This is a genomic window from Roseovarius sp. M141 (assembly GCF_024355225.1).
Classification (GTDB): domain Bacteria; phylum Pseudomonadota; class Alphaproteobacteria; order Rhodobacterales; family Rhodobacteraceae; genus Roseovarius.
The window spans coordinates 3,365,575-3,384,461 of record NZ_VCNH01000008.1; the positions used below are offsets into that span (position 1 = coordinate 3,365,575).

Consider the following 18,887-nt stretch of genomic DNA (forward strand, 5'->3'; position numbering starts at 1 on the left):
AAACGAGGGTATATCATGGCTGAGGACGATCCGGGAATTCTGGTCTCGACCGCGTGGCTGGCCGCGCATCTCAAGGATCCCGATCTGCGGATACTTGATGCAACGATGTTCCTGCCGGGCGCAGGGCGCGATGCGCATGGCGAATACGAGGCCGCGCACATTCCCGGCGCACGGTTCTTCGACATCGACGACATCAGCGATAGCCGCTCGGATTTGCCGCACATGGCGCCGACGACGGAAAAGTTCATGTCGCGGCTGCGCGCCATGGGTGTCGGTGACGGGCATCAGGTGGTGGTCTATGACGCGCATGGGCTGTTTTCCGCCGCGCGTGTCTGGTGGCTGTTCCGCCTCATGGGCCAGCGCCACATCGCCGTGCTGGATGGCGGGCTGCCCAAGTGGCTGGCCGAGGGCCACCCGGTCGAGGACATGGCCCCCATCGTGCGCGACCGACATATGACGGTGCGGCGCCAGAACCAGATGGTCAAGGACGTCACGCAGGTCGCCGCCGCGTCCAAGCTGGGCGACCACACCATTCTGGATGCGCGCGCAGCCGAGCGGTTCCGCGGCGACGCGCCCGAACCCCGCGAGGGGCTGCGCAAGGGGCATATCCCCGGATCGCGCAGCGTGCCCTATGCCGATCTGCTGAACGCGGATGGCACCATGAAGGACGCCGCAGACCTGCGCGCCGTCTTTGACCGCGCCGGGGCGGACCTGTCAAAGCCTGTCATCACCACCTGCGGGTCGGGCACCACGGCGGCGATCATCAACCTCGCGCTGGAGCGGATCGGTGTGATGGATCATGCGCTCTATGACGGATCGTGGGCAGAATGGGGTGCCTTTCCGACAGTTCCGGTTGCGACCGGCGACGCCTGACATGCTGCACCTGCTGGCGTCGCAGGCCGCTGACCCGATCCTTCGGTTGATGGCGCAGTTGGCTGGCGACACCCGCGCGCACAAGATTGATCTGGGCGTCGGCGTCTACAAGGACGCCGCTGGCGCGACCCCGATCATGCGCAGCGTCAAAGAGGCCGAGAACCAGTTGTGGCAGGCTGAGAACAGCAAGACCTACGTTGCGCTGGCGGGTGATCCCGCATTTCTGGACGCGATGCAGCGGCTGGTGCTGGGCGAAGGATTTCCCGCAGGACGCGTGGCGGCCATCGCAACGCCCGGCGGCACCGGGGCGGTGCGGCAGGGGTTCGAGCTGCTGCGCATGGCACGGCCCGGCGCGCGCGTTTTCGTCACCGATCCGACATGGGCCAACCATCTGAGCATTCTAACCCATCTGGGCATCGAAGCAGTCCCGTTCCGCTATGTCGACCCGGCGACGCATGCCGTCGATGTCCAAGGGATGCTGGTCGATCTGGCGCAGTTGCGGGCGGGCGACGTGGTGCTCTTGCATGGGTGCTGCCACAACCCGACAGGCGCCGACCCCGATATCGAGGGCTGGCGCGCGTTGGCCCAGATCATGAACGCGCGCGGCGCCGTGCCGATGATCGATCTGGCCTATCAGGGGCTCGGCGATGGGCTGGAGGCGGATGCAGCTGCCGCGCGCGCCATTGCGCAAAGCTGCCCGGTGGTTCTGATCGCCGCCAGTTGTTCCAAGAATTTCGGCATCTACCGCGAGCGGACGGGCATCCTTATGGCGGTCATGCAAGACGGCACTCTGCGCGATCGCGCCCAAGGCGCGCTGACGCATCTGAACCGACAATGCTATTCCTTTCCGCCAGATCACGGCGCGCGGCTGGTCACGATGGTGCTGAACGATGACACCTTGCGCGCCGACTGGCAGGCCGAACTGGAGGCGATGCGCACCCGCATGACATCTTTGCGCGCCCTGCTGGCGCGGGCGCTGGAGGCGGCAACCGGATCGGACCGTTTCGCCTATCTAACGGGCCATCGCGGCATGTTCTCGCGCCTTGGCGTTACGCCAGGCCAAGTGGACCGGCTGCGCGATGATCACGCGATCTACATGGCACCGGACGGGCGCATCAACATCGCGGGGCTGCATGCAGACACCGTGGCGCCGCTGGCCCGTGCGCTGGTGGATGTCGGGATCTGACGCCTTGCACCCGCGCGCGCCATCGCGTTAGTTGGCGCCCATGTCAGATACTCGCTCCACCCCGCTTATCCAGTCCCTGCCCGCAGCAATCCCCTTTGTCGGGCCGGAAACGATGGAGCGCACGCGCGGCGCACCTTTCGCCGCCCGCCTTGGCGCGAACGAGAGCGTCTTTGGCCCATCGCCCCGCGCCATTGCCGCGATGGAGGCGGCCACAGCCGAGATCTGGAAATACGCCGATTCGACCAGCTTTGAATTGCGCCGCGCACTGGCCGCGCAGAATGGCGTTGCGCCGGAGAATATCGTCGTTGGCGAAGGCATCGACGGGCTGCTGGGCTATCTGGTGCGCCTGATGATCGCGCCAGGCGATGCGGTCGTCACGTCCGACGGTGCCTATCCGACGTTCAACTACCACGTCATCGGCTATGGCGGCACGCTGCACAAGGTGCCCTATCGGGATGATTTTGAGGACCCCGCCGCCCTGATGGCCCGCGCGGCTGAGGTGGGCGCGAAACTGGTCTACCTAGCCAACCCCGACAACCCGATGGGCACGTGGCATGACGGCGAGGCGATGTCGGAGGCGCTGGACAAACTGCCAAAGGGCGCGCTTCTGATCCTAGATGAGGCCTACGTCGAATTTGCCCCCGCCGCCGCGCCGATTGATGCGGGCGATCCGCGCGTCATCCGCATGCGCACGTTTTCCAAGGCGTATGGCATGGCCGGCGCGCGCGTCGGCTATGCCATGGGAGCGGCAAATCTGATCGCGGAATTCGAGAAGATCCGCAATCATTTCGGCATGAACCGGGCAGCGCAGGCCGGGGCGCTGGCGGCTGTGGAGGACACCGGCTGGCTGGCGCATGTTCAGGCGCAGGTCGCCGCCGCACGGGGCACGATCGCCCGCATCGCGGCCGAGAACGGGCTGATCTCCATCCCCTCGGCCACCAATTTCGTCAGCATCGATTGCGGTAGCGACGGCGATTTCGCCCGCGCCGTGCTGGAAGGGCTGGCGCGGCGCGATATCTTTGTACGGATGCCCTTTGCCACGCCGCAAAACCGCTGCATTCGGGTCAGCTGTGGCACGCCGGATGATCTGGCGCTGTTCGCCGCCGCCCTGCCCGGCGCGCTGGCAGACGCGCGCGGCTAACCGCGCGCGATCACCTCGGCCGCCGCGCCCAGCGCCCCCGATCCGTGTCGGATATCCAGCGCGATCAGCCCCGCCTCGATACTGCTCAGCACGCCCAGCACCATATGCGCGTTGACATGGCCCATATGGCCGATGCGGAAAAAACCGTGCCACGCCGGATCGTCCGGCTCGGCCATGCCCAGACCGATGCCCAGTGTCACGCCGGCCTCACGCTCCAGCCACGCACGCAGATCGCTGGCGCGCGGGGCGGGCAGCGACAGCGCCGTGACGGCGCGGCTGCGATGCGCCGGATCGCCAATGTTCAGCCCCAGCGCGCCGCATTGCGCCCACACCTCGCAGGCGGCCCAGATCGCGCGGGCCAGCCGGTCATGGCGCGCCCACACAGCCTCGATCCCCTCCTCGCGGATCATGTCCAGAGCGGCGCGCAGACCATAAAGGTGCTGAGTCGGCGCCGTGCCAAAGAAATACTGATAGAACTGGTCGGGCGCGGCGCGCAGCGTCCAATCCCAATAGGGGCTGACACGGGTCAACCTGCGCCGCGCCTCGGCCGCCTTTTCGCTGAAGAACACAAAGCCGAGGCCCGGCGGCATCATCAGCCCCTTCTGGCTGGCGGTAACGGCAACATCGACGCCCCAGGCGTCCATTTCGAACCTGTCGCACCCAAACGAGGCAATGCAATCGGCCATGAGCAGCGCCGGATGCCCCGCCGCATCCATCGCGGCGCGTACCGCCGCCACATCGCTGAGTGCCGAACTGGACGTGTCGACATGGGTGGCCACGACCACCTTGATCTGGCGTTCGGTGTCAGCGCGCAGAACCTCTTCGACGCGGGCAGGGTCGATCGGGGCCGCGCGGCCGAAATCCATCTTGGCCACATCGGCGCCCAGCTGCGCCGCCATGTCGGCCCAGCCATGCCCGAAGCTTCCGGTGATCAGCGCCAGCACTCCGTCCCCCGGCGTCAGCGTATTGGCAAAGGCCGCCTCCCACGCGCCATGGCCGTTGGAGATATAAATGGCGGCGTGATGCTCGGTACGCGCGACGCGCTTCAGATCCGGCAGCAGCGTATCCGCCATCTCGACCAGCGCGCCGGCATAGATGTTCGGCGATGCGCAATGCATCGCGTTCAGCACCCGGTCGGGCACGACCGAGGGGCCGGGAATTGCCAGATAGCTGCGCCCGCCTGCCAGCGCTCCGCGTTGCTTCGGTCCGCTCATCACCGTCTCCCTTCGGCCTTGATGCCGCACATTTACCGCCAACGGGGGCCGCGTCAATCCACCCGCGCGGCTTGCCTTGATGCACGCGCAAGGCTAAACCCGAACATTCCTGCCGCAGCCCCGAGGCCAACATGACCCCCTTCAAAAGACTGGCCACGTGGGAGCGTAACCTGCGCCAATCCTACAACACCGACCTTTCGACCCCCGAAAACCGGCGCCGCGCGCATATCTACAACCTGTGGTTCGACCACGCCATCCTGCGCGGCATCTGGACCAACCAGTACGAGGTCGCGCCGGGCGTCTGGCGCTCGAACCACCCCACGCACAAGCGGTTTGCCCGGATGAAGGCGATGGGCGTCAAATCCATCCTCAACCTGCGCGGCTCGGCCGGCGCGGCACATTACCTGACCGAAAAGGAAAGCTGCGCGGCACTGGGCCTGACGCTGGTCGATGTGACATTGCATGCCCGATACGCCGCCCCGCCCGAGGATATTCAGGCCCTGATCGACGCCTTTCGCAGCATTGAGAAGCCCTTTGTCATGCATTGCAAATCCGGCGCGGACCGGGCCGGATTCGCCTCGGCCATCTACCTGATGGTGATCGAGGGGCGCAGCGTGGCCGAGGCGCGCCCGATGCTGGGCCTGCGGTTCCTGCATGTGCGCCGCTCGCGTACCGGCGTGCTGGATTACATTCTGGACCTTTACGAGACGCGCCACGCCGAAACCGGCATCGGGTTCGAGCAATGGGTGCAGACCGAATACGACAACACCGCCGTGCAGGCCGATTTCGAGGCCCGTTTCAAGCCTTGGTTCTAAGGCCCGCCCCGATGCGAGCGGCCATGTCCAGCATCCGGCAGGAAAACCCCCACTCGTTATCATACCAGCCAAACACACGGCATAGCCCGCCCTGCGATACGGAGGTTTCGCGCCCGCACATGATGATCGATTCCGGACGCGCGCGCAGATCGGACGACACCAGCGGCCGTTCGGTCCAGCCAAAGACACCGGTATAGGGCCCAGTTTGCGCCGCATCGCGCAGAACGGCGTTCACCATATCCACCGACACCGGCTGCGTCGTCTGAACAACCAAATCAATGCACGACACGCTGGCCGTCGGCACCCGGATCGCGCGCGCCTCGATCCGCCCTGCCAGATCCGGCAGGACCAGTTCCATCTGGCGCCGGGCGCTGGTCGTGGTCGGCACCATCGACAGGGCGGCGGCGCGGCTCCGCTCCAGATTGCCGCGCGGCTTGTCCACCGTCGGCTGGCTGCCGGTATAGCAATGCACCGTCGTTATCTGGCCCGATACGATGCCGAACGCCTCGTCCAGCAGCCGTGCCAACGGCGCCAGTGCATTGGTGGTACAGGACGCGTTTGAAATGATGTCCTGACCGGCCAGCGCCGCCTCGTTCGCGCCCAGAACCAGCGTCACGTCCGCCTCGGCCGCCGGGCCGGATACCAGAACGGCCCCGGCGCCCGCCTCGATCCCGCGCGCGGCCATGGCGCGCTTGCCCGCCATGCCGGTGCATTCCAACACCAGATCGACACCGCTCAGATCCAACTGGCGCAGGTCTGGCGCCGAGTGAAAGGCGATCTCGCGCCCCCCTGCGATCAGCGTGCCCGGCGCGGTGGCGACCTTGCCGGGCCAGGTGCCGTAAACGCTGTCATATTCAAACAGATAGGCGCAGGTCTCCAGCGGCTCGATCTCGTTGATCAGTACCAGTTCGATATCAGTGCGACCCTGCAAGATGATCCGCAAGATGGCGCGACCGATCCGGCCAAATCCATTTATGGCGATCCTGACAGGCGGCTGGGACATCACATTGACTCCGAAAGCGGTATTCCCGCCAATCGTTAGCGCGCCCACGCCGCGCCCGCCACCCCCCTCACGCGGCTTTCATTGTTCCGCAAATACTCCCGCGCGGCGCGCGGACCCGGACCGCCACAAACGCCGCCGCGCCTATTGCGCCCGAACGATTGCCGCTGGTATCGCCATCATGCTAGTGTCCGGCAAAAAACGCAGGGCAGATCCCACCACATGACCGCACTTAGCGAATACGAACGGCTCGAGGCGCAGGGCCTGTGGCGCGCCGCCCCCGGCGATCAGCGCCGCGAGGTGGTAGTGTCAGTTGGCGATGCGACCCTCATCATCACCGATATGCGCGACCGGGCGCTGACACATTGGTCGATCCCGGCGGTCGTGCGGGCCAATCCCGGCCAGACGCCGGCGATCTATCACCCGGACGGCGACACCGGCGAAACGCTAGAGTTGGGCGCAGCCGAATATCAGATGATTGACGCCATAGAAAAGCTGCGCACCGGTGTTGCGCGCCTCAGGCCGCGTCCGGGGCGGCTGCGGCTGGCTATGGTGCTGGGATCGATGGCCGTTGTGGCGGCGCTGGCGATTTTCTGGTTGCCGGGCGCGGTACGTGACCATGCGCTGCGCGTGGTGCCACCGGTCAAACGCGCCCAGATCGGTGCCGCCCTCGAGGCGCAGATGCAGGCCGTGACCGGTCCGCCATGCCGCGCGCCCGCAGGTGCCACCGCGCTGGCGCGTCTGGCCGAACGCCTGCCTGCCCGGCGCGGCACCGGCGCGCTGCGCGTCGTACGCGACGGCGTTGACAGCACCGCCACCCTGCCCGGCGGCACGATCCTGCTGCACCGCTCGCTGGTCGAAGATTTCGAAGAGCCCGACGTCGTCGCCGGCTATATCGTCGCCGAACGAACGCGCGCCCGCGCCTATGATCCGCTGGGCCGTCTGCTGGACCACGTCGGCATGATCGCGTCGTTCCGGCTGCTGACCACGGGCGAGCCGGGAACCGAGGCCCTGCGCAGCTATGCCGAATATCTTCTGACCGACGCCCCGTCCGCGTCCGTGGACAGCGCCGCCCTGCTGGACGGGTTCAAGGCGTGGTCGATCCGCAGCACGCCCTACGCCTATGCCCGCGACATCACCGGCGAAACGACCCTGCACCTGATCGAGGCCGATCCCTTTGCATCGGGCGCCCCGCCAGCGGTGCTGAGCGATGCCGACTGGCTGCGCCTGCAAGGGATCTGCGGCGGCTGAGCCAAGGCTGCGCTGCAGGTTGGCACTGCAAAACGCCGGACCCGCCCCCGGCGTATCCGCGTCAGCGCGAAAGGCCGCGAAACCTTACACTGCCCCACAATATGTAGGGGAATCCTGTCTGAACTCATATGTCTGGGTAAACAGGTCCGCTTCCGCGGTTCTGCGTCATTTCGTACCGAACATCCGATCGCCGGCATCCCCGAGACCCGGCAGGATATAGCCCTTGTCGTCCATCCCATCATCCAGCGACGCGGTTACGATAGGCACATCAGGATGCGCCTCTTTCATGCGCGCAACACCTTCGGGGGAGGCCAACAGGCACAGGAACCGGATATCCTTGGCGCCGGCCTCTTTCAGCAGATCGACGGCGGCGGCCGATGAATTGCCCGTCGCCAGCATCGGATCGACCACGATCACCAGCCGTTTGTCCATCTGGTCTGGCACCTTGAAATAATACTGCACGGGCTGCAACGTCGTCTCGTCCCGGTAGAGCCCGACAAAGCCGACCCGCGCCGACGGGATCAGCTCCAGCATGCCGTCCAGCAGGCCGTTACCGGCCCGCAGGATCGAGATCAGCGCCAGCTTGCGTCCGGCCAGCACCGGTGCGTCCATCGTTTGCATCGGCGTTTCGATCTCGCGCGTGGTCATCGGCAGCTCGTGCGTGACTTCGTAGGCCAGCAGTTGCGAGATTTCGCGCAGAAGCTGCCGGAACACTGCCGTCGAAGCGTCCTTTTCGCGCATCAGCGTCAGCTTGTGCTGGACCAGCGGGTGTTTGACGATCGTAAGATGCTCTTGCATGGGGTATCCTTCCGGCGAATGATTATGGCCTTTTATCCGGATGCAGAGGCCAAGGGCAATGGCCGAGGCAGGCCGCCGCCCCATTCCCGATTGCGCAAATGCGCGCAAGACTGCACACTCAGGCAGGCCCCGGACACATCGCAATGCGGCGGTTGGTTCAATGTTAAACCAAATCACGCTAGGATCTGCCAGATGAGCGACACAAGCGATACGCTACGACAGGCGGCACTGAACTATCACGAGTTCCCCAAACCCGGGAAGCTGGAAGTGCGCGCAACCAAACCGCTGGCCAATGGCCGCGATCTGGCCCGCGCCTATTCCCCCGGCGTCGCCGAGGCGTGTCTGGAGATCCAGACAGACCCGGCAAATGCCAGCCGCTATACCAGCCGGGGCAATCTGGTGGCGGTCGTCACCAACGGCACCGCCGTTCTGGGCCTTGGCAATATCGGCGCGCTGGCCTCCAAGCCGGTGATGGAGGGCAAGGCCGTCCTGTTCAAGAAATTCGCCAACATCGACTGTTTCGATATCGAACTGGACGAATCAGACCCCGAAAAGCTGGCCGAGATCGTCTGCGCTCTGGAACCCACCTTCGGCGCGATCAACCTTGAAGATATCAAGGCGCCCGATTGTTTCATCGTGGAAAAGATCTGCCGCGAAAAAATGGGCATCCCGGTTTTCCACGACGATCAGCACGGCACCGCCATCGTTGTCGGGGCGGCGGCGAAAAATGCGCTGCACGTCACCGGCAAACGCTGGGAGGACATCAAGATCGTCTCGACCGGCGGTGGCGCTGCCGGGATCGCCTGCCTGAACATGCTGGTGAAACTGGGGGCGCGGCGCGAAAATATCTGGCTGTGCGACATTCACGGGCTGGTTTACGAGGGCCGGGCCGAGGACATGAATCCGCAAAAGACCGAATTCGCGCAAAAGACCGATCTGCGCGGTCTGGATGACGTGATCGGCGGCGCGGACCTGTTCCTTGGCCTGTCCGGCCCCGGTGCGCTGACGCTGGACCATGTGCGAAAAATGGCGGCGCGCCCCATCGTCTTTGCGCTGGCCAATCCCACGCCCGAAATCATGCCCGCCCTCGCGCGCGAGGCGGTGCCGGACGCGATCATCGCCACGGGCCGCAGCGATTTTCCCAATCAGGTCAACAACGTGCTGTGTTTCCCGTTCATCTTTCGCGGCGCGCTGGACGTGGGCGCGACGCAGATCAACGACGAAATGCAAATCGCCTGCGTCGACGGCATCGCCGAGCTGGCGCGCGCCACGACCTCCGCCGAGGCCGCAGCCGCCTATCATGGCGAATCGATGACATTCGGCGCCGATTACCTGATCCCCAAGCCCTTTGATCCCCGCCTGTCGGGCATCGTCTCCACAGCCGTCGCACGCGCCGCCATGGCCAGCGGTGTCGCCACCCGCCCGCTGGAAGATCTGGACGCATACAAGGCCAAGCTGGACGCGTCCGTGTTCAAATCCGCCCTGCTGATGCGTCCCGTTTTCGAGGCCGCGAAAAAGGACGCCCGCCGTATCGTCTTTGCCGAAGGCGAGGACGAAAGGGTGTTGCGCGCCGCGCAGGCCATCCTGGAGGAAACCAGAGAGCAGCCCATCCTGATCGGTCGGCCCTCGGTCATCGAAACCCGCTGTGAACGGCTGGGCCTGAACATCCGCCCCGGCCGCGATTTCCGTCTGGTCAACCCCGAGGACGATCCGCGCTATCGCGACTACTGGACCAGCTACCACGAGATCATGAAGCGACGCGGCGTCACCCCCGATCTGGCCAAGGCGGTCATGCGCACAAACACCACCGCCATCGGCGCCGTCATGGTCCACCGCGGCGAGGCCGACAGCCTGCTGTGCGGCACCTTCGGCGAATACCGCTGGCACCTGAATTATGTCAGTCAGGTGCTATCGGATGCCAATCGCCGCCCCCATGGCGCCCTGTCGATGATGATCCTTGAAGACGGGCCACTTTTCATCAGCGATACGCATGTCCGCGTCTTCCCATTGCCCGAAGACCTGGCAGAAACGGCCATCGGCGCCGCGCGCCATGTGCGCCGCTTCGGGATCGAACCCAAAGTCGCCTTTTGCTCGCAATCGCAGTTCGGCAATCAGGGCGAGGATTCGGGCAAGCGCCTGCGTGCCGCCGTTGCCCTGCTGGACGCGAAGCCCCGCGATTTCTGCTACGAGGGCGAAATGAACCTCGACGCCGCGCTGGACGAAGAGCTGCGGGCACGCCTGCTGCCCGACAACCGGATGGAGGGGGCGGCGAACGTGCTGATCTTCTCCAACGTCGATGCAGCGTCGGGTGTGCGCAACATCCTGAAAATGAAGGGGGGCGGGCTGGAGGTCGGCCCGATCCTGATGGGCATGGGCAACCGCGCGCATATCGTGACACCCTCGATCACCGCGCGCGGGCTGCTGAACATGGCCGCCATCGCCGGAACGCCCGTCGCGCATTATGGCTGAACGCGTCAATCGCTGGGGTTTTTGGGCGCGGATCGACGACGGCGCCAGCGACGCGGTGCGCCCATAGGGCCTGCCGATCTTCCTCGCCATGGTAGCGCTTGAAGCGTGACCGTCGCCCCTCTGGGGTCTGGCGCTGCGATGCAGTATCGCGCTAACTGTGATTTCTGGCCTACGCGGTTCGCTATGGCTGCGGGCCACCATCCCTGACCATGAAAGCATCACCGCCCCGCCTTCCAGGGAGGCGTCGGCGCTAGCGCGGCCATCTGACGTCCGCTGGTCAACGCGACGCGTCTTGCCGTGCCCCCTGTCGGCGCTCTAGAAAGGTATCAACAAGCAGGGAGTGCACCATGGGCTACGCCGAGATCTATCAAAGCTGGAAATCCGACCCCGAGGCCTATTGGCTGAAACAGGCCGAGGCCATCGATTGGGTCGAACCCCCGACCAAGGCGCAGTTTGACCGCGGCAATGACATGTATGAATGGTTCGCCGATGCTAAGGTGAACACCTGCTACAATGCCGTCGACCGCCACGTCGAGGCCGGGCGCGGGGCGCAGGCCGCGATCATCCACGACAGCCCGGTGACCGGCACCAAGCACCGCATCACGTATAGCGAACTTCAGGCCCGCGTCTCCAGCCTTGCGGGCGCGCTGCGCGCCAAGGGCGTGGAAAAGGGCGACCGTGTCATCATCTACATGCCCATGGTCCCCGAAGCGCTCGAGGCGATGCTGGCCTGCGCGCGGCTCGGCGCGATCCATTCGGTCGTCTTTGGCGGATTTTCCGCGTCCGAACTGGCCGTGCGCATCGACGATTGCACCCCAAAGGCGATCATCGCCGCGTCCTGCGGGATCGAGCCGAACCGCATCGTCCAATACAAGCCCCTGCTCGACGGTGCCATCGAGCAGGCAACGCACAAGCCCGATTTCTGCGTCATCTTCCAGCGCGAACAAGAGGTCGCCAAGCTGGTCCAGGGTCGCGACGTCAGCTGGTTCGCGTTCCAGTACGGCGTGACACCTGCCGAATGTGTCCCCGTCGAGGGCAACCACCCGGCCTATATCCTCTACACCTCGGGCACCACCGGCGCGCCCAAGGGCGTCATCCGCGCCACTGCCGGCCACCTCGTATCGCTCAACTGGACGATGAAAAACATCTACAACGTCGACCCGGGCGAGGTGTTCTGGGCGGCCTCCGACGTGGGCTGGGTCGTCGGGCACAGCTATATCTGCTACGCCCCGCTGATCCACGGCAACACTACCGTCGTGTTCGAGGGCAAGCCGGTCGGCAACCCTGACGCCGGCACGTTCTGGCGGGTGATCGCCGAGCATGATGTGCGCAGCTTCTTCACCGCGCCCACCGCCATCCGCGCGGTCAAGCGCGAGGATCCCAATGGGGACCTACTGAAAAAATACGACCTGTCAAACCTGCGCGCTCTCTACCTGGCGGGCGAGCGGGCCGACCCCGACACCATCCAATGGGCGCAAAAGGTGCTGGGCAAACCCGTCTATGACCACTGGTGGCAAACCGAAACCGGCTTTGCCATCGCCGCCAATCCCGCAGGGATCGAGGCGCTTCCGGTCAAGATGGGCTCACCCACCCTGCCGATGCCGGGCTACGACATCCACATCCTCGCCGATGACGGAACCCCCAAGGCAGCGGGCGAATTGGGGTCCATCGCGATCAAGCTCCCCCTGCCCCCCGGCACCCTTCCGACGCTGTGGAATGCCGAAGCGCGGTTTCGCAAATCCTACCTCGACACCTTCCCCGGCTATTACGAAACCGGCGACGCCGGCATTATCGATGAGGACGGATACCTTTACATCATGGCCCGCACCGATGACGTCATCAACGTCGCGGGTCACCGCCTCAGCACCGGCCTGATGGAAGAGGTGCTGGCCAGCCACCCCGACATCGCCGAATGTGCCGTCCTCGGCGCCAAGGACGACCTCAAGGGCCAGGTGCCTGTCGGTTTCGTCTGCCTCACCAAGGGCGTCGACCGCCCCAGCGAAGACATCACCCGCGAATGCGTCGCCTTGGTGCGCGAAAAAATCGGCCCTGTGGCCGCTTTCAAACTGGCGGTCGTGGTCGACCGTCTGCCCAAAACCCGCTCGGGCAAGATCCTGCGCCGCACCATCGCCAGCATCGCCGACGGCGAGGATTACAAGATGCCCGCCACCATCGACGATCCCGCCGTTTTGGACGAAATCGCAGAGGCGCTCAAAACCATCGGCTACCCGAAATAAACGCGCGGGGCGCCGCACATACACGCGGCGCCCACCCTCATTCTTCTTGCTGAAAATATCCTCTTCGGAGGGATAAGAGTAAATACGTTAGTGCATTGTAAATACGTGTCTTTTCGGCTGTGACGTCATCCGCAGTGATACACCTGTGTGCGACAATCGAGACATAAGATCAAGTTAGCTTCTAAAGTGTTTTCCGATATTGGATCACATAGCGAGCCCGGAAAATCGTGGGGTCGAGCATCGGGTGGTCCAGTTCAATTGTCAGCGCGTGGTTGGCCTCTGTTCTATTGATGGATACCCCTTGGGCGCTGTTGATCGGCACCTCAAGGCGCTTGATTCAATACGGATCGAATTGAAAGACAATTTAGCAAGCACGGTCGCTCCTTGCCCCCTCAGGATCCACCTAAACATTGCGGAGATGTAGCGGCAAGCTCGGTATACATTTAGAAGCCATCTTGGCGGGAATGCTTATGCCCAGTCTGGTCGCCAAGCTCAAAAAAAAGCCTGAGTGTAGATTTCCATGCAGAAGTGACCCGGGTTTTCCATCGAGAAGTGACCCACCTTTAGATTATGTTTCGGTGGTCAGTCTTGGGTCAAGACATGATTGTCCTCCTTCTTCTTTTTGGCTGCTGCGGCTGAGCTTGCCTTGAAGCGGAAGCTGTCGTTTCCGGTCTCCAGGATGTGGCAGCGGTGGGTCAGGCGGTCGAGGAGTGCGGTTGTCATCTTGGCATCGCCGAAGACGGTGGCCCATTCGCTGAAGCTCAGGTTCGTGGTGATGATGACGCTGGTGCGCTCATAAAGCTTGCTCAGCAGGTGGAAAAGCAGAGCGCCACCCGAGGCACTGAACGGCAGGTAGCCCAGTTCGTCCAGGATCACGAGATCAAGCCGGGTGAGATTTTCGGCAATCTTTCCGGCCTTGCCAAGGGTCTTCTCCTGCTCGAGGGCATTGACCAGTTCGATGGTCGAGAAGAAGCGCACTTTCCGACGATAATGTTCGACGGCCTGAACGCCGAGGGCGGTTGCGGCATGGGTTTTTCCAGTCCCAGGGCCTCCAATCAGCACGACGTTTTGCGCGCCGTCCATAAACTCGCAACGATGAAGTTGTCGCACCGTGGCCTCGTTGATCTCACTGGCTGCGAAGTCGAAGCCGGAGAGATCCTTGTAAGCCGGGAAGCGTGCGGCCTTCATATGATAGGCAATGGAGCGCACCTCCCGTTCTGCCACTTCGGCCTTCAGCAACTGGGCAAGCATCGGCACCGCGGCATCAAAGGCCGGTGCGCCTTGCTCCATGAGGTCGGTGACGGCTTGGGCCATGCCGTGCATCTTCAGACTGCGCAGCATGATGATGACGGCGCCGCTGGCAGGGTCATGACGCATGACGACCTCCGGCGGTTCGGGCACGCAGGCCGTCGTAGCGTTCGACATTCGCCTTTGGCTCATGGTTCAGAGCAAGGGCCTGCGGCGTGTCGATATTGGGCCCGCCTGTCGTCTTTCTGTCGATCAACCGGTGTAGGAGGTTCAGCACATGGGTCTTTGTCGCGACACCCTCTGCCAAGGCCATTTCCACAGCGACCAGCACGGCCTGTTCATCGTGATGTAAGACCAGCGCCAAGATATCGACCATCTCGCGATCGCCACCAGGGCGCTGTAGCATCAAATCCTGCAATTGCCTGAATGCAGGAGGTAACTCTGCGAAGGGTGCGCCATTCCTAAGCGCACCTGGTTTGCGTTGAAGGACCGCCAGATAATGCCGCCAGTCATAAACCGTGCGCGCCAGGTTCTTGTGTGAGCGGTCGATGACGCGTGAGTGTTCGCACAGGATATGGCCTTCTGCCGCCACAACGAGCCGTTCGGGATAGATGCGCAAGCTGACCGGCCGGTTCGCAAAAGACGCTGGAACGCTGTAGCGATTGCGCTCGAAGTTGATCAGACAAGTGGGTGAGACACGCTTGCTGTGCTCAACGAACCCATCGAAAGCGCGCGGCAACGGCATCAGTGTAGCCTGCTCCTGTATCCAGACATCGGCAATGCTGCCGGGCAGAGCTCCGTGAGGGATGTCGTGCCACAGCGCTATACAGCGCTGTTCCAGCCAATCGTTCAGCGCCGCAAGATCAGAGTGCTCCGGCATAGGCTGCCAAAACCGATGCCGCGCGTCCCGGACGTTCTTCTCAACCTGGCCTTTCTCCCATCCCACTATCGCTTCGAGATGACGAGAACCTTCCGCGAAAGCGACCTGATGGAAATGTTTGGAATGAATCGCCCCAGTTTTACCGGAGACCTATAGCTTCATTTCACGCGACCATATCGAGCACGTCATGCTGTGCATAGTAGTTCTCTTCCGCCTCGGCTGGCGAGATGTTTCCGATAGGTCCAAGCAGGCGCCGGTGATTAAACCAATCGACCCAGCCGAGTGTCGCCATTTGCCAGATCCTGCATGTTGCGCCAAGGCCCCTGACGATGGACCAGCTCAATTTTGTAGAGGCCGTTTATCGTCTCAGCGAGTGCGTTGTCATAGGAATCGCCGACACTGCCGACCGATGGTTTGATGCCAGCTTCGGCCAGACGCTCAGTGTATCGAATGGACAGATATTGCCCACCGCGATCCGAATGATGAACCAGTCCGCTCTTCTGAACAGGCCGTCGATCATGCAGCGCCTGCTCAAGAGCATCGAGAACAAAGTCCGTTTTGGCCGACCGCGATACCCGCCACCCCACGATGCGATCAGCGAACGTATCGATGACGAAGGCAACATAGACATGCGGGTGTCGATGCCGGTGGCGGTTTGCGTCGATTGAGCAAGATCGCAGAGCACATTGCCGGTCCGTCACAGGGCGGATTTCGGCTGCGGAAAACGGCGGAACGCGTGTGCAGGAGGATTGCCCTACCAGTCGGGAGCGGGGTCTGCGTCTTCCTCTTCCAGGTCCTCGGGCTCCGTGCTGTCCGGCCCCGACGATGCCCATTCCCGATCGCTGGAAGCCGGAAACTCGGGTTCCAGAGCTCCGAGGCGCCCGGAGTTTTCCGATCTCGAGCGCGCCGCATCTCCTTGCTCAGGAGCAATTTCTGCACGATTGAGAAATACCTTGCGCGGCCAACTCTGGACATCGTCACCTGCGTGCCAAGCGAGGATGCCATCGTAGAAGATGATGTCTCCATTCATATCGATGCGCAGACATTCCCGGCCCTGCCAGCGCCGGAAGAACACCTTGGGCGGTGGCACCCCGGCGTCAGAAGCGGCCACACGGACATCCATCATCATCTCTGCTCTGGATCGTCCATTGGTGCGCCGAAGAGGCGCAGGATCACCTGCATGTTGACGGTCATCGCCTGCAGCTCCCGCGCCTGACCCGCGCAGACCCGTCTGCGCGCCGACCATGCCGAGCTCGCCGAAAACCGGTCCGGCGACGGGCGCCGTCCGTGGCAGCCCGTTGAGCCTCCCGAGCGCAAGATGTCCGATCGCGGGTCCGAGCCGCTCGGCTCCCCCGCCGCATCGCCGACGGTGATGCAGATCCCGATCGACGATCAGGACGCCCTGCGCGCGGCCGGAGGCGATCCGCTGGCGGTGGACAATCAGGGCCGCGATCGCCCGGCGGTTCATGTACCGACCAGTGCTCTGTCGCTGATGCTGCGGCTGTGCGCGACGATCGGCACGCAGGCGCGCGTCAAGGACATCATGGCGCCGGGGGCGGTGACGCTGATCGAGATCGGCCCCGACACGGGCGGCATGTCGATGACCTCTGTGCGCAGCATGCTGGAATCGACGATCCTGCCCGATGAGGCGCAGGTGTGGCCCGCCGTCCTGCTGAAAGATGCGGACCCGAAAGTCGATGGCGTTCCCGATCTCTGCGTTGTCGAGATCGCCATTGAGGACCGCGACAAGCTGCGCATCAGGGGCGCGGCGCTGCAGGGAGTGACGCGGGCTCTGGACGCGCCGTATCCCGTCCTGATCCTCGCCGAGACCCTGGCGCAGCTGCCCGAGGATCTGCGCCGCGCGCTGCCCGACCCGCTGCAGCTTGCGCCTCTGTCGCGCGACATCCTGATGGCAATGATCGCCGCCACAAGCAGCGCCACCGGCAAGATTGATCCCGAACTCTTCGATGCGCTGCCCCAGGATCGCGCCCTCGCGCGCCTGTCGGATGCCTCCCTGACCTTGGCCTTGCGCGCCGCAACCCCGCGCGAGGTTGCTGCGCGCCTCTTGGATACCACCCGGCGGACATCCGATGGCGGCCCCACCCTCGATGACATCGAAGGCTACGGCGAGGCCGAAGCGGCAGCGCGCCGGATGGTCGCGGATCTGCAGGGCTGGTCGGACGGGCGCATCGGCTGGGCCGACGTGCAGCGCTCGGTGCTGCTTTGGGGTCCGCCCGGCACCGGCAAGTCGCATCTGGCGCGCGCCATGGCCGGCAGCGCGGGCGTTGCGCTGGTGCGCGGCAGCTTTGCCTCGTGGCAAGCGATGGGCAATCTTTCCCACATGCTGCGGGCGATGCGCGCCAGTTTTGACGAGGCCGCCGCCGCCCGCCCGGCGATCCTCGTGATCGACGAGATCGACGCCGTCGGCGACCGCGCCGATCCGGACCCACATAATAACAGCTACCGGGCACAGGTGATCAATGCCTTCCTCGAGGCCCTCGACAGCCTCAAATACATCGAGGGCGTGATGATCGTCGCCACCACCAACTTTCCCGACAAGATCGATGCGGCAGTCCTGCGGCCGGGCCGCATCGATATCAAGGCGCAGGTGCCGCTACCGGGTGCGGGGGCGCTGGCGCAGATGCTTCGCGATGGCCTTGGCCCCGATATCCCACCCGAGGAGATGGCGCGCCTGACCCGCGCCGCCACCGGCCAGAGCGCGGCGGATGTCGACGGTGCCCTGCGCCAGGCGCGCAGTGCCGCGCGCCAGGAAGGCCGCGAAGTCGCAGCGCGCGACGTGCTGACCGCGCTCGACCCCGAGGCGGAGGATCACAGCCCGGCGCGCGAGCGACGCATCGCGCTCCATGAATGCGGCCATGCCATCGTCGGCACCTGCCTCGGCCTCGGCAAGATCACCCGGCTGGTTCTGACCCGGCAGGGCGGACAGGCCTGGCTGTCCCATGCCTCCGGCGAGCTGATGCTCGAGGATCTCGAGGCCGAGCTGACCTACGCCCTCGCGGGCCGCGCCGCCGAGCGCCTGATCCTCGGCGTAGCGGCGGCCGGTGCGGGCGGCAACGCACTCTCGGACCTTGCCCAGGCGACGCAGACCGCCATCGGCATCGACACCCGCATGGGGCTCGGCGCCGAGGGGCCGGTCTGGCTCGACATCTCCTCCGCAGCCTACCTGCGAGATCCGGCCAATGCCGCCCGCATCCGCGCCCGACTTGAGGCCGCCGAGGCCCGCGCGATGCGGCTCCTCGAGACCCGCAGGGGGCTCCTGATCGAGATGGCGGCGGACCTCGTCAAAGTCGGGCTCCTCGAAGGAGCGCGGCTGGACGCATGGCTCGCGCGGGCACCTGGGGCTTCGGCGCCGGACATCGGTAGCCATGACAACAGCCGGGCGCTCGCCCCTTCCGAAGAGACGGGGAGCCACGACGCGCAGCATGGGATCAAGGGTGCGGCGGTCGCTCAGAACTCGGGGGCCTCCTGACACGCGGGGCGCCCTCTGCATCGGCGCAGCGGATTACCGCAGGGTCGGCTCCCAAATGGAGTCGACCGAAAACCCAAACCTGAGTCGGAACACCTGCGCGATGACGCGCGATACGATATCGGGAGGAACCCAGACAGGCCAAGATAGTCAGGTGAACCATGAACCATAATAGACAATCGAAAAGGTAATCGAAAAACTATTTCAAATAGCGGGGGGAGGGTCCAGCAGGCTGCTGGTCGCAGGGATCGTGAAATGGGGTGCCCATTGAATGATTCCGAGAAGGGG

General features: G+C 64.3%; 13 protein-coding genes and 2 pseudogenes. 8 read left to right on the forward strand and 7 right to left on the reverse strand.

Going from position 1 to position 18,887, the window contains the following annotated elements:
* Positions 1-15 precede the first annotated feature (15 nt).
* The 3 genes from sseA to FGD77_RS20400 are packed head-to-tail and all read left to right on the forward strand — an operon-like array spanning position 16 to position 3,200.
* A complete protein-coding gene (sseA, locus tag FGD77_RS20390; RefSeq protein ID WP_255013299.1) occupies positions 16-873 on the forward strand; it encodes a 3-mercaptopyruvate sulfurtransferase in 858 nt (285 codons plus the stop codon).
* Position 874: 1 nt separating this feature from the next.
* Entirely contained in the window at positions 875-2,059 is a 1,185-nt protein-coding gene (locus FGD77_RS20395; RefSeq protein WP_255013301.1) for an amino acid aminotransferase, read from the forward strand.
* 40 nt (positions 2,060-2,099) lie between these two features.
* Entirely contained in the window at positions 2,100-3,200 is a 1,101-nt protein-coding gene (locus FGD77_RS20400; protein WP_255013305.1) for a pyridoxal phosphate-dependent aminotransferase, read from the forward strand.
* On the opposite strand, the gene FGD77_RS20405 is transcribed toward FGD77_RS20400, so the two are convergent.
* Positions 3,197-4,414 carry an alanine--glyoxylate aminotransferase family protein gene (locus tag FGD77_RS20405; RefSeq protein WP_255013307.1) on the reverse strand — a complete coding sequence of 406 codons (1,218 nt, stop codon included), beginning with the start codon at positions 4,412-4,414 and terminating at the stop codon, positions 3,197-3,199. The genes FGD77_RS20400 and FGD77_RS20405 overlap by 4 nt on opposite strands.
* Before the next feature lie 131 nt (positions 4,415-4,545).
* On the opposite strand from FGD77_RS20405, the gene FGD77_RS20410 reads away from it, so the two are divergent.
* Positions 4,546-5,229, forward strand: coding sequence for a tyrosine-protein phosphatase (locus FGD77_RS20410; protein ID WP_255013309.1), 684 nt, complete (start codon positions 4,546-4,548; stop codon positions 5,227-5,229).
* Here FGD77_RS20410 and FGD77_RS20415 read toward each other — a convergent pair.
* Positions 5,213-6,232, reverse strand: coding sequence for a type I glyceraldehyde-3-phosphate dehydrogenase (locus FGD77_RS20415; RefSeq protein ID WP_255013311.1), 1,020 nt, complete (start codon positions 6,230-6,232; stop codon positions 5,213-5,215). The genes FGD77_RS20410 and FGD77_RS20415 overlap by 17 nt on opposite strands.
* A 219-nt stretch (positions 6,233-6,451) precedes the next feature.
* Between FGD77_RS20415 and FGD77_RS20420 the strand changes: the two genes are divergently transcribed.
* A complete protein-coding gene (locus FGD77_RS20420) occupies positions 6,452-7,480 on the forward strand; it encodes a hypothetical protein (RefSeq protein ID WP_255013313.1) in 1,029 nt (342 codons plus the stop codon).
* A 165-nt stretch (positions 7,481-7,645) separates the two neighbouring features.
* Here FGD77_RS20420 and upp read toward each other — a convergent pair whose 3' ends face one another.
* Positions 7,646-8,278 carry a uracil phosphoribosyltransferase gene (upp, locus tag FGD77_RS20425; protein WP_255013315.1) on the reverse strand — a complete coding sequence of 211 codons (633 nt, stop codon included), beginning with the start codon at positions 8,276-8,278 and terminating at the stop codon, positions 7,646-7,648.
* A gap of 192 nt (positions 8,279-8,470) precedes the next feature.
* On the opposite strand from upp, the gene FGD77_RS20430 reads away from it, so the two are divergent.
* Both FGD77_RS20430 and FGD77_RS20435 read left to right on the forward strand, forming a co-directional pair.
* Entirely contained in the window at positions 8,471-10,747 is a 2,277-nt protein-coding gene (locus tag FGD77_RS20430; RefSeq protein WP_255013318.1) for an NADP-dependent malic enzyme, read from the forward strand.
* Between the two features lie 347 nt (positions 10,748-11,094).
* Positions 11,095-12,984 carry a propionyl-CoA synthetase gene (locus FGD77_RS20435; protein WP_255013320.1) on the forward strand — a complete coding sequence of 630 codons (1,890 nt, stop codon included), beginning with the start codon at positions 11,095-11,097 and terminating at the stop codon, positions 12,982-12,984.
* 582 nt (positions 12,985-13,566) lie between these two features.
* Here FGD77_RS20435 and istB read toward each other — a convergent pair.
* The 4 genes and pseudogenes from istB to FGD77_RS20455 form a co-directional block, all read right to left on the reverse strand.
* Positions 13,567-14,361, reverse strand: coding sequence for an IS21-like element helper ATPase IstB (gene istB, locus FGD77_RS20440; protein ID WP_255013322.1), 795 nt, complete (start codon positions 14,359-14,361; stop codon positions 13,567-13,569).
* A pseudogene (locus FGD77_RS20445) lies at positions 14,351-15,175 on the reverse strand (IS21 family transposase); the annotation flags it as partial. The gene istB and the pseudogene FGD77_RS20445, both read right to left, overlap by 11 nt.
* Positions 15,176-15,275: 100 nt before the next feature.
* Positions 15,276-15,741, reverse strand: a pseudogene (locus FGD77_RS20450) (DDE-type integrase/transposase/recombinase); the annotation flags it as partial.
* Between the two features lie 125 nt (positions 15,742-15,866).
* Positions 15,867-16,241, reverse strand: coding sequence for a hypothetical protein (locus FGD77_RS20455; RefSeq protein WP_255013324.1), 375 nt, complete (start codon positions 16,239-16,241; stop codon positions 15,867-15,869).
* 189 nt (positions 16,242-16,430) lie between these two features.
* Between FGD77_RS20455 and FGD77_RS20460 the strand changes: the two genes are divergently transcribed.
* Positions 16,431-18,602, forward strand: a complete 2,172-nt coding sequence (locus FGD77_RS20460) for an AAA family ATPase (RefSeq protein ID WP_255013325.1) — start codon at positions 16,431-16,433, stop codon at positions 18,600-18,602.
* Positions 18,603-18,887 lie beyond the last annotated feature (285 nt).

What these genes read in the sequence shown, in the direction of transcription:
- sseA (WP_255013299.1), top strand. Translation starts at nt 16, where the DNA reads ATGGCTGAGGACGATCCGGGAATTCTGGTCTCGACCGCGTGGCTGGCC.
- FGD77_RS20395 (WP_255013301.1), top strand. Translation starts at nt 875, where the DNA reads ATGCTGCACCTGCTGGCGTCGCAGGCCGCTGACCCGATCCTTCGGTTG.
- FGD77_RS20400 (WP_255013305.1), top strand. Translation starts at nt 2,100, where the DNA reads ATGTCAGATACTCGCTCCACCCCGCTTATCCAGTCCCTGCCCGCAGCA.
- FGD77_RS20405 (WP_255013307.1), bottom strand. Translation starts at nt 4,414, where the DNA reads ATGAGCGGACCGAAGCAACGCGGAGCGCTGGCAGGCGGGCGCAGCTAT.
- FGD77_RS20410 (WP_255013309.1), top strand. Translation starts at nt 4,546, where the DNA reads ATGACCCCCTTCAAAAGACTGGCCACGTGGGAGCGTAACCTGCGCCAA.
- FGD77_RS20415 (WP_255013311.1), bottom strand. Translation starts at nt 6,232, where the DNA reads ATGTCCCAGCCGCCTGTCAGGATCGCCATAAATGGATTTGGCCGGATC.
- FGD77_RS20420 (WP_255013313.1), top strand. Translation starts at nt 6,452, where the DNA reads ATGACCGCACTTAGCGAATACGAACGGCTCGAGGCGCAGGGCCTGTGG.
- upp (WP_255013315.1), bottom strand. Translation starts at nt 8,278, where the DNA reads ATGCAAGAGCATCTTACGATCGTCAAACACCCGCTGGTCCAGCACAAG.
- FGD77_RS20430 (WP_255013318.1), top strand. Translation starts at nt 8,471, where the DNA reads ATGAGCGACACAAGCGATACGCTACGACAGGCGGCACTGAACTATCAC.
- FGD77_RS20435 (WP_255013320.1), top strand. Translation starts at nt 11,095, where the DNA reads ATGGGCTACGCCGAGATCTATCAAAGCTGGAAATCCGACCCCGAGGCC.
- istB (WP_255013322.1), bottom strand. Translation starts at nt 14,361, where the DNA reads ATGCGTCATGACCCTGCCAGCGGCGCCGTCATCATCATGCTGCGCAGT.
- FGD77_RS20455 (WP_255013324.1), bottom strand. Translation starts at nt 16,241, where the DNA reads ATGATGATGGATGTCCGTGTGGCCGCTTCTGACGCCGGGGTGCCACCG.
- FGD77_RS20460 (WP_255013325.1), top strand. Translation starts at nt 16,431, where the DNA reads ATGTCCGATCGCGGGTCCGAGCCGCTCGGCTCCCCCGCCGCATCGCCG.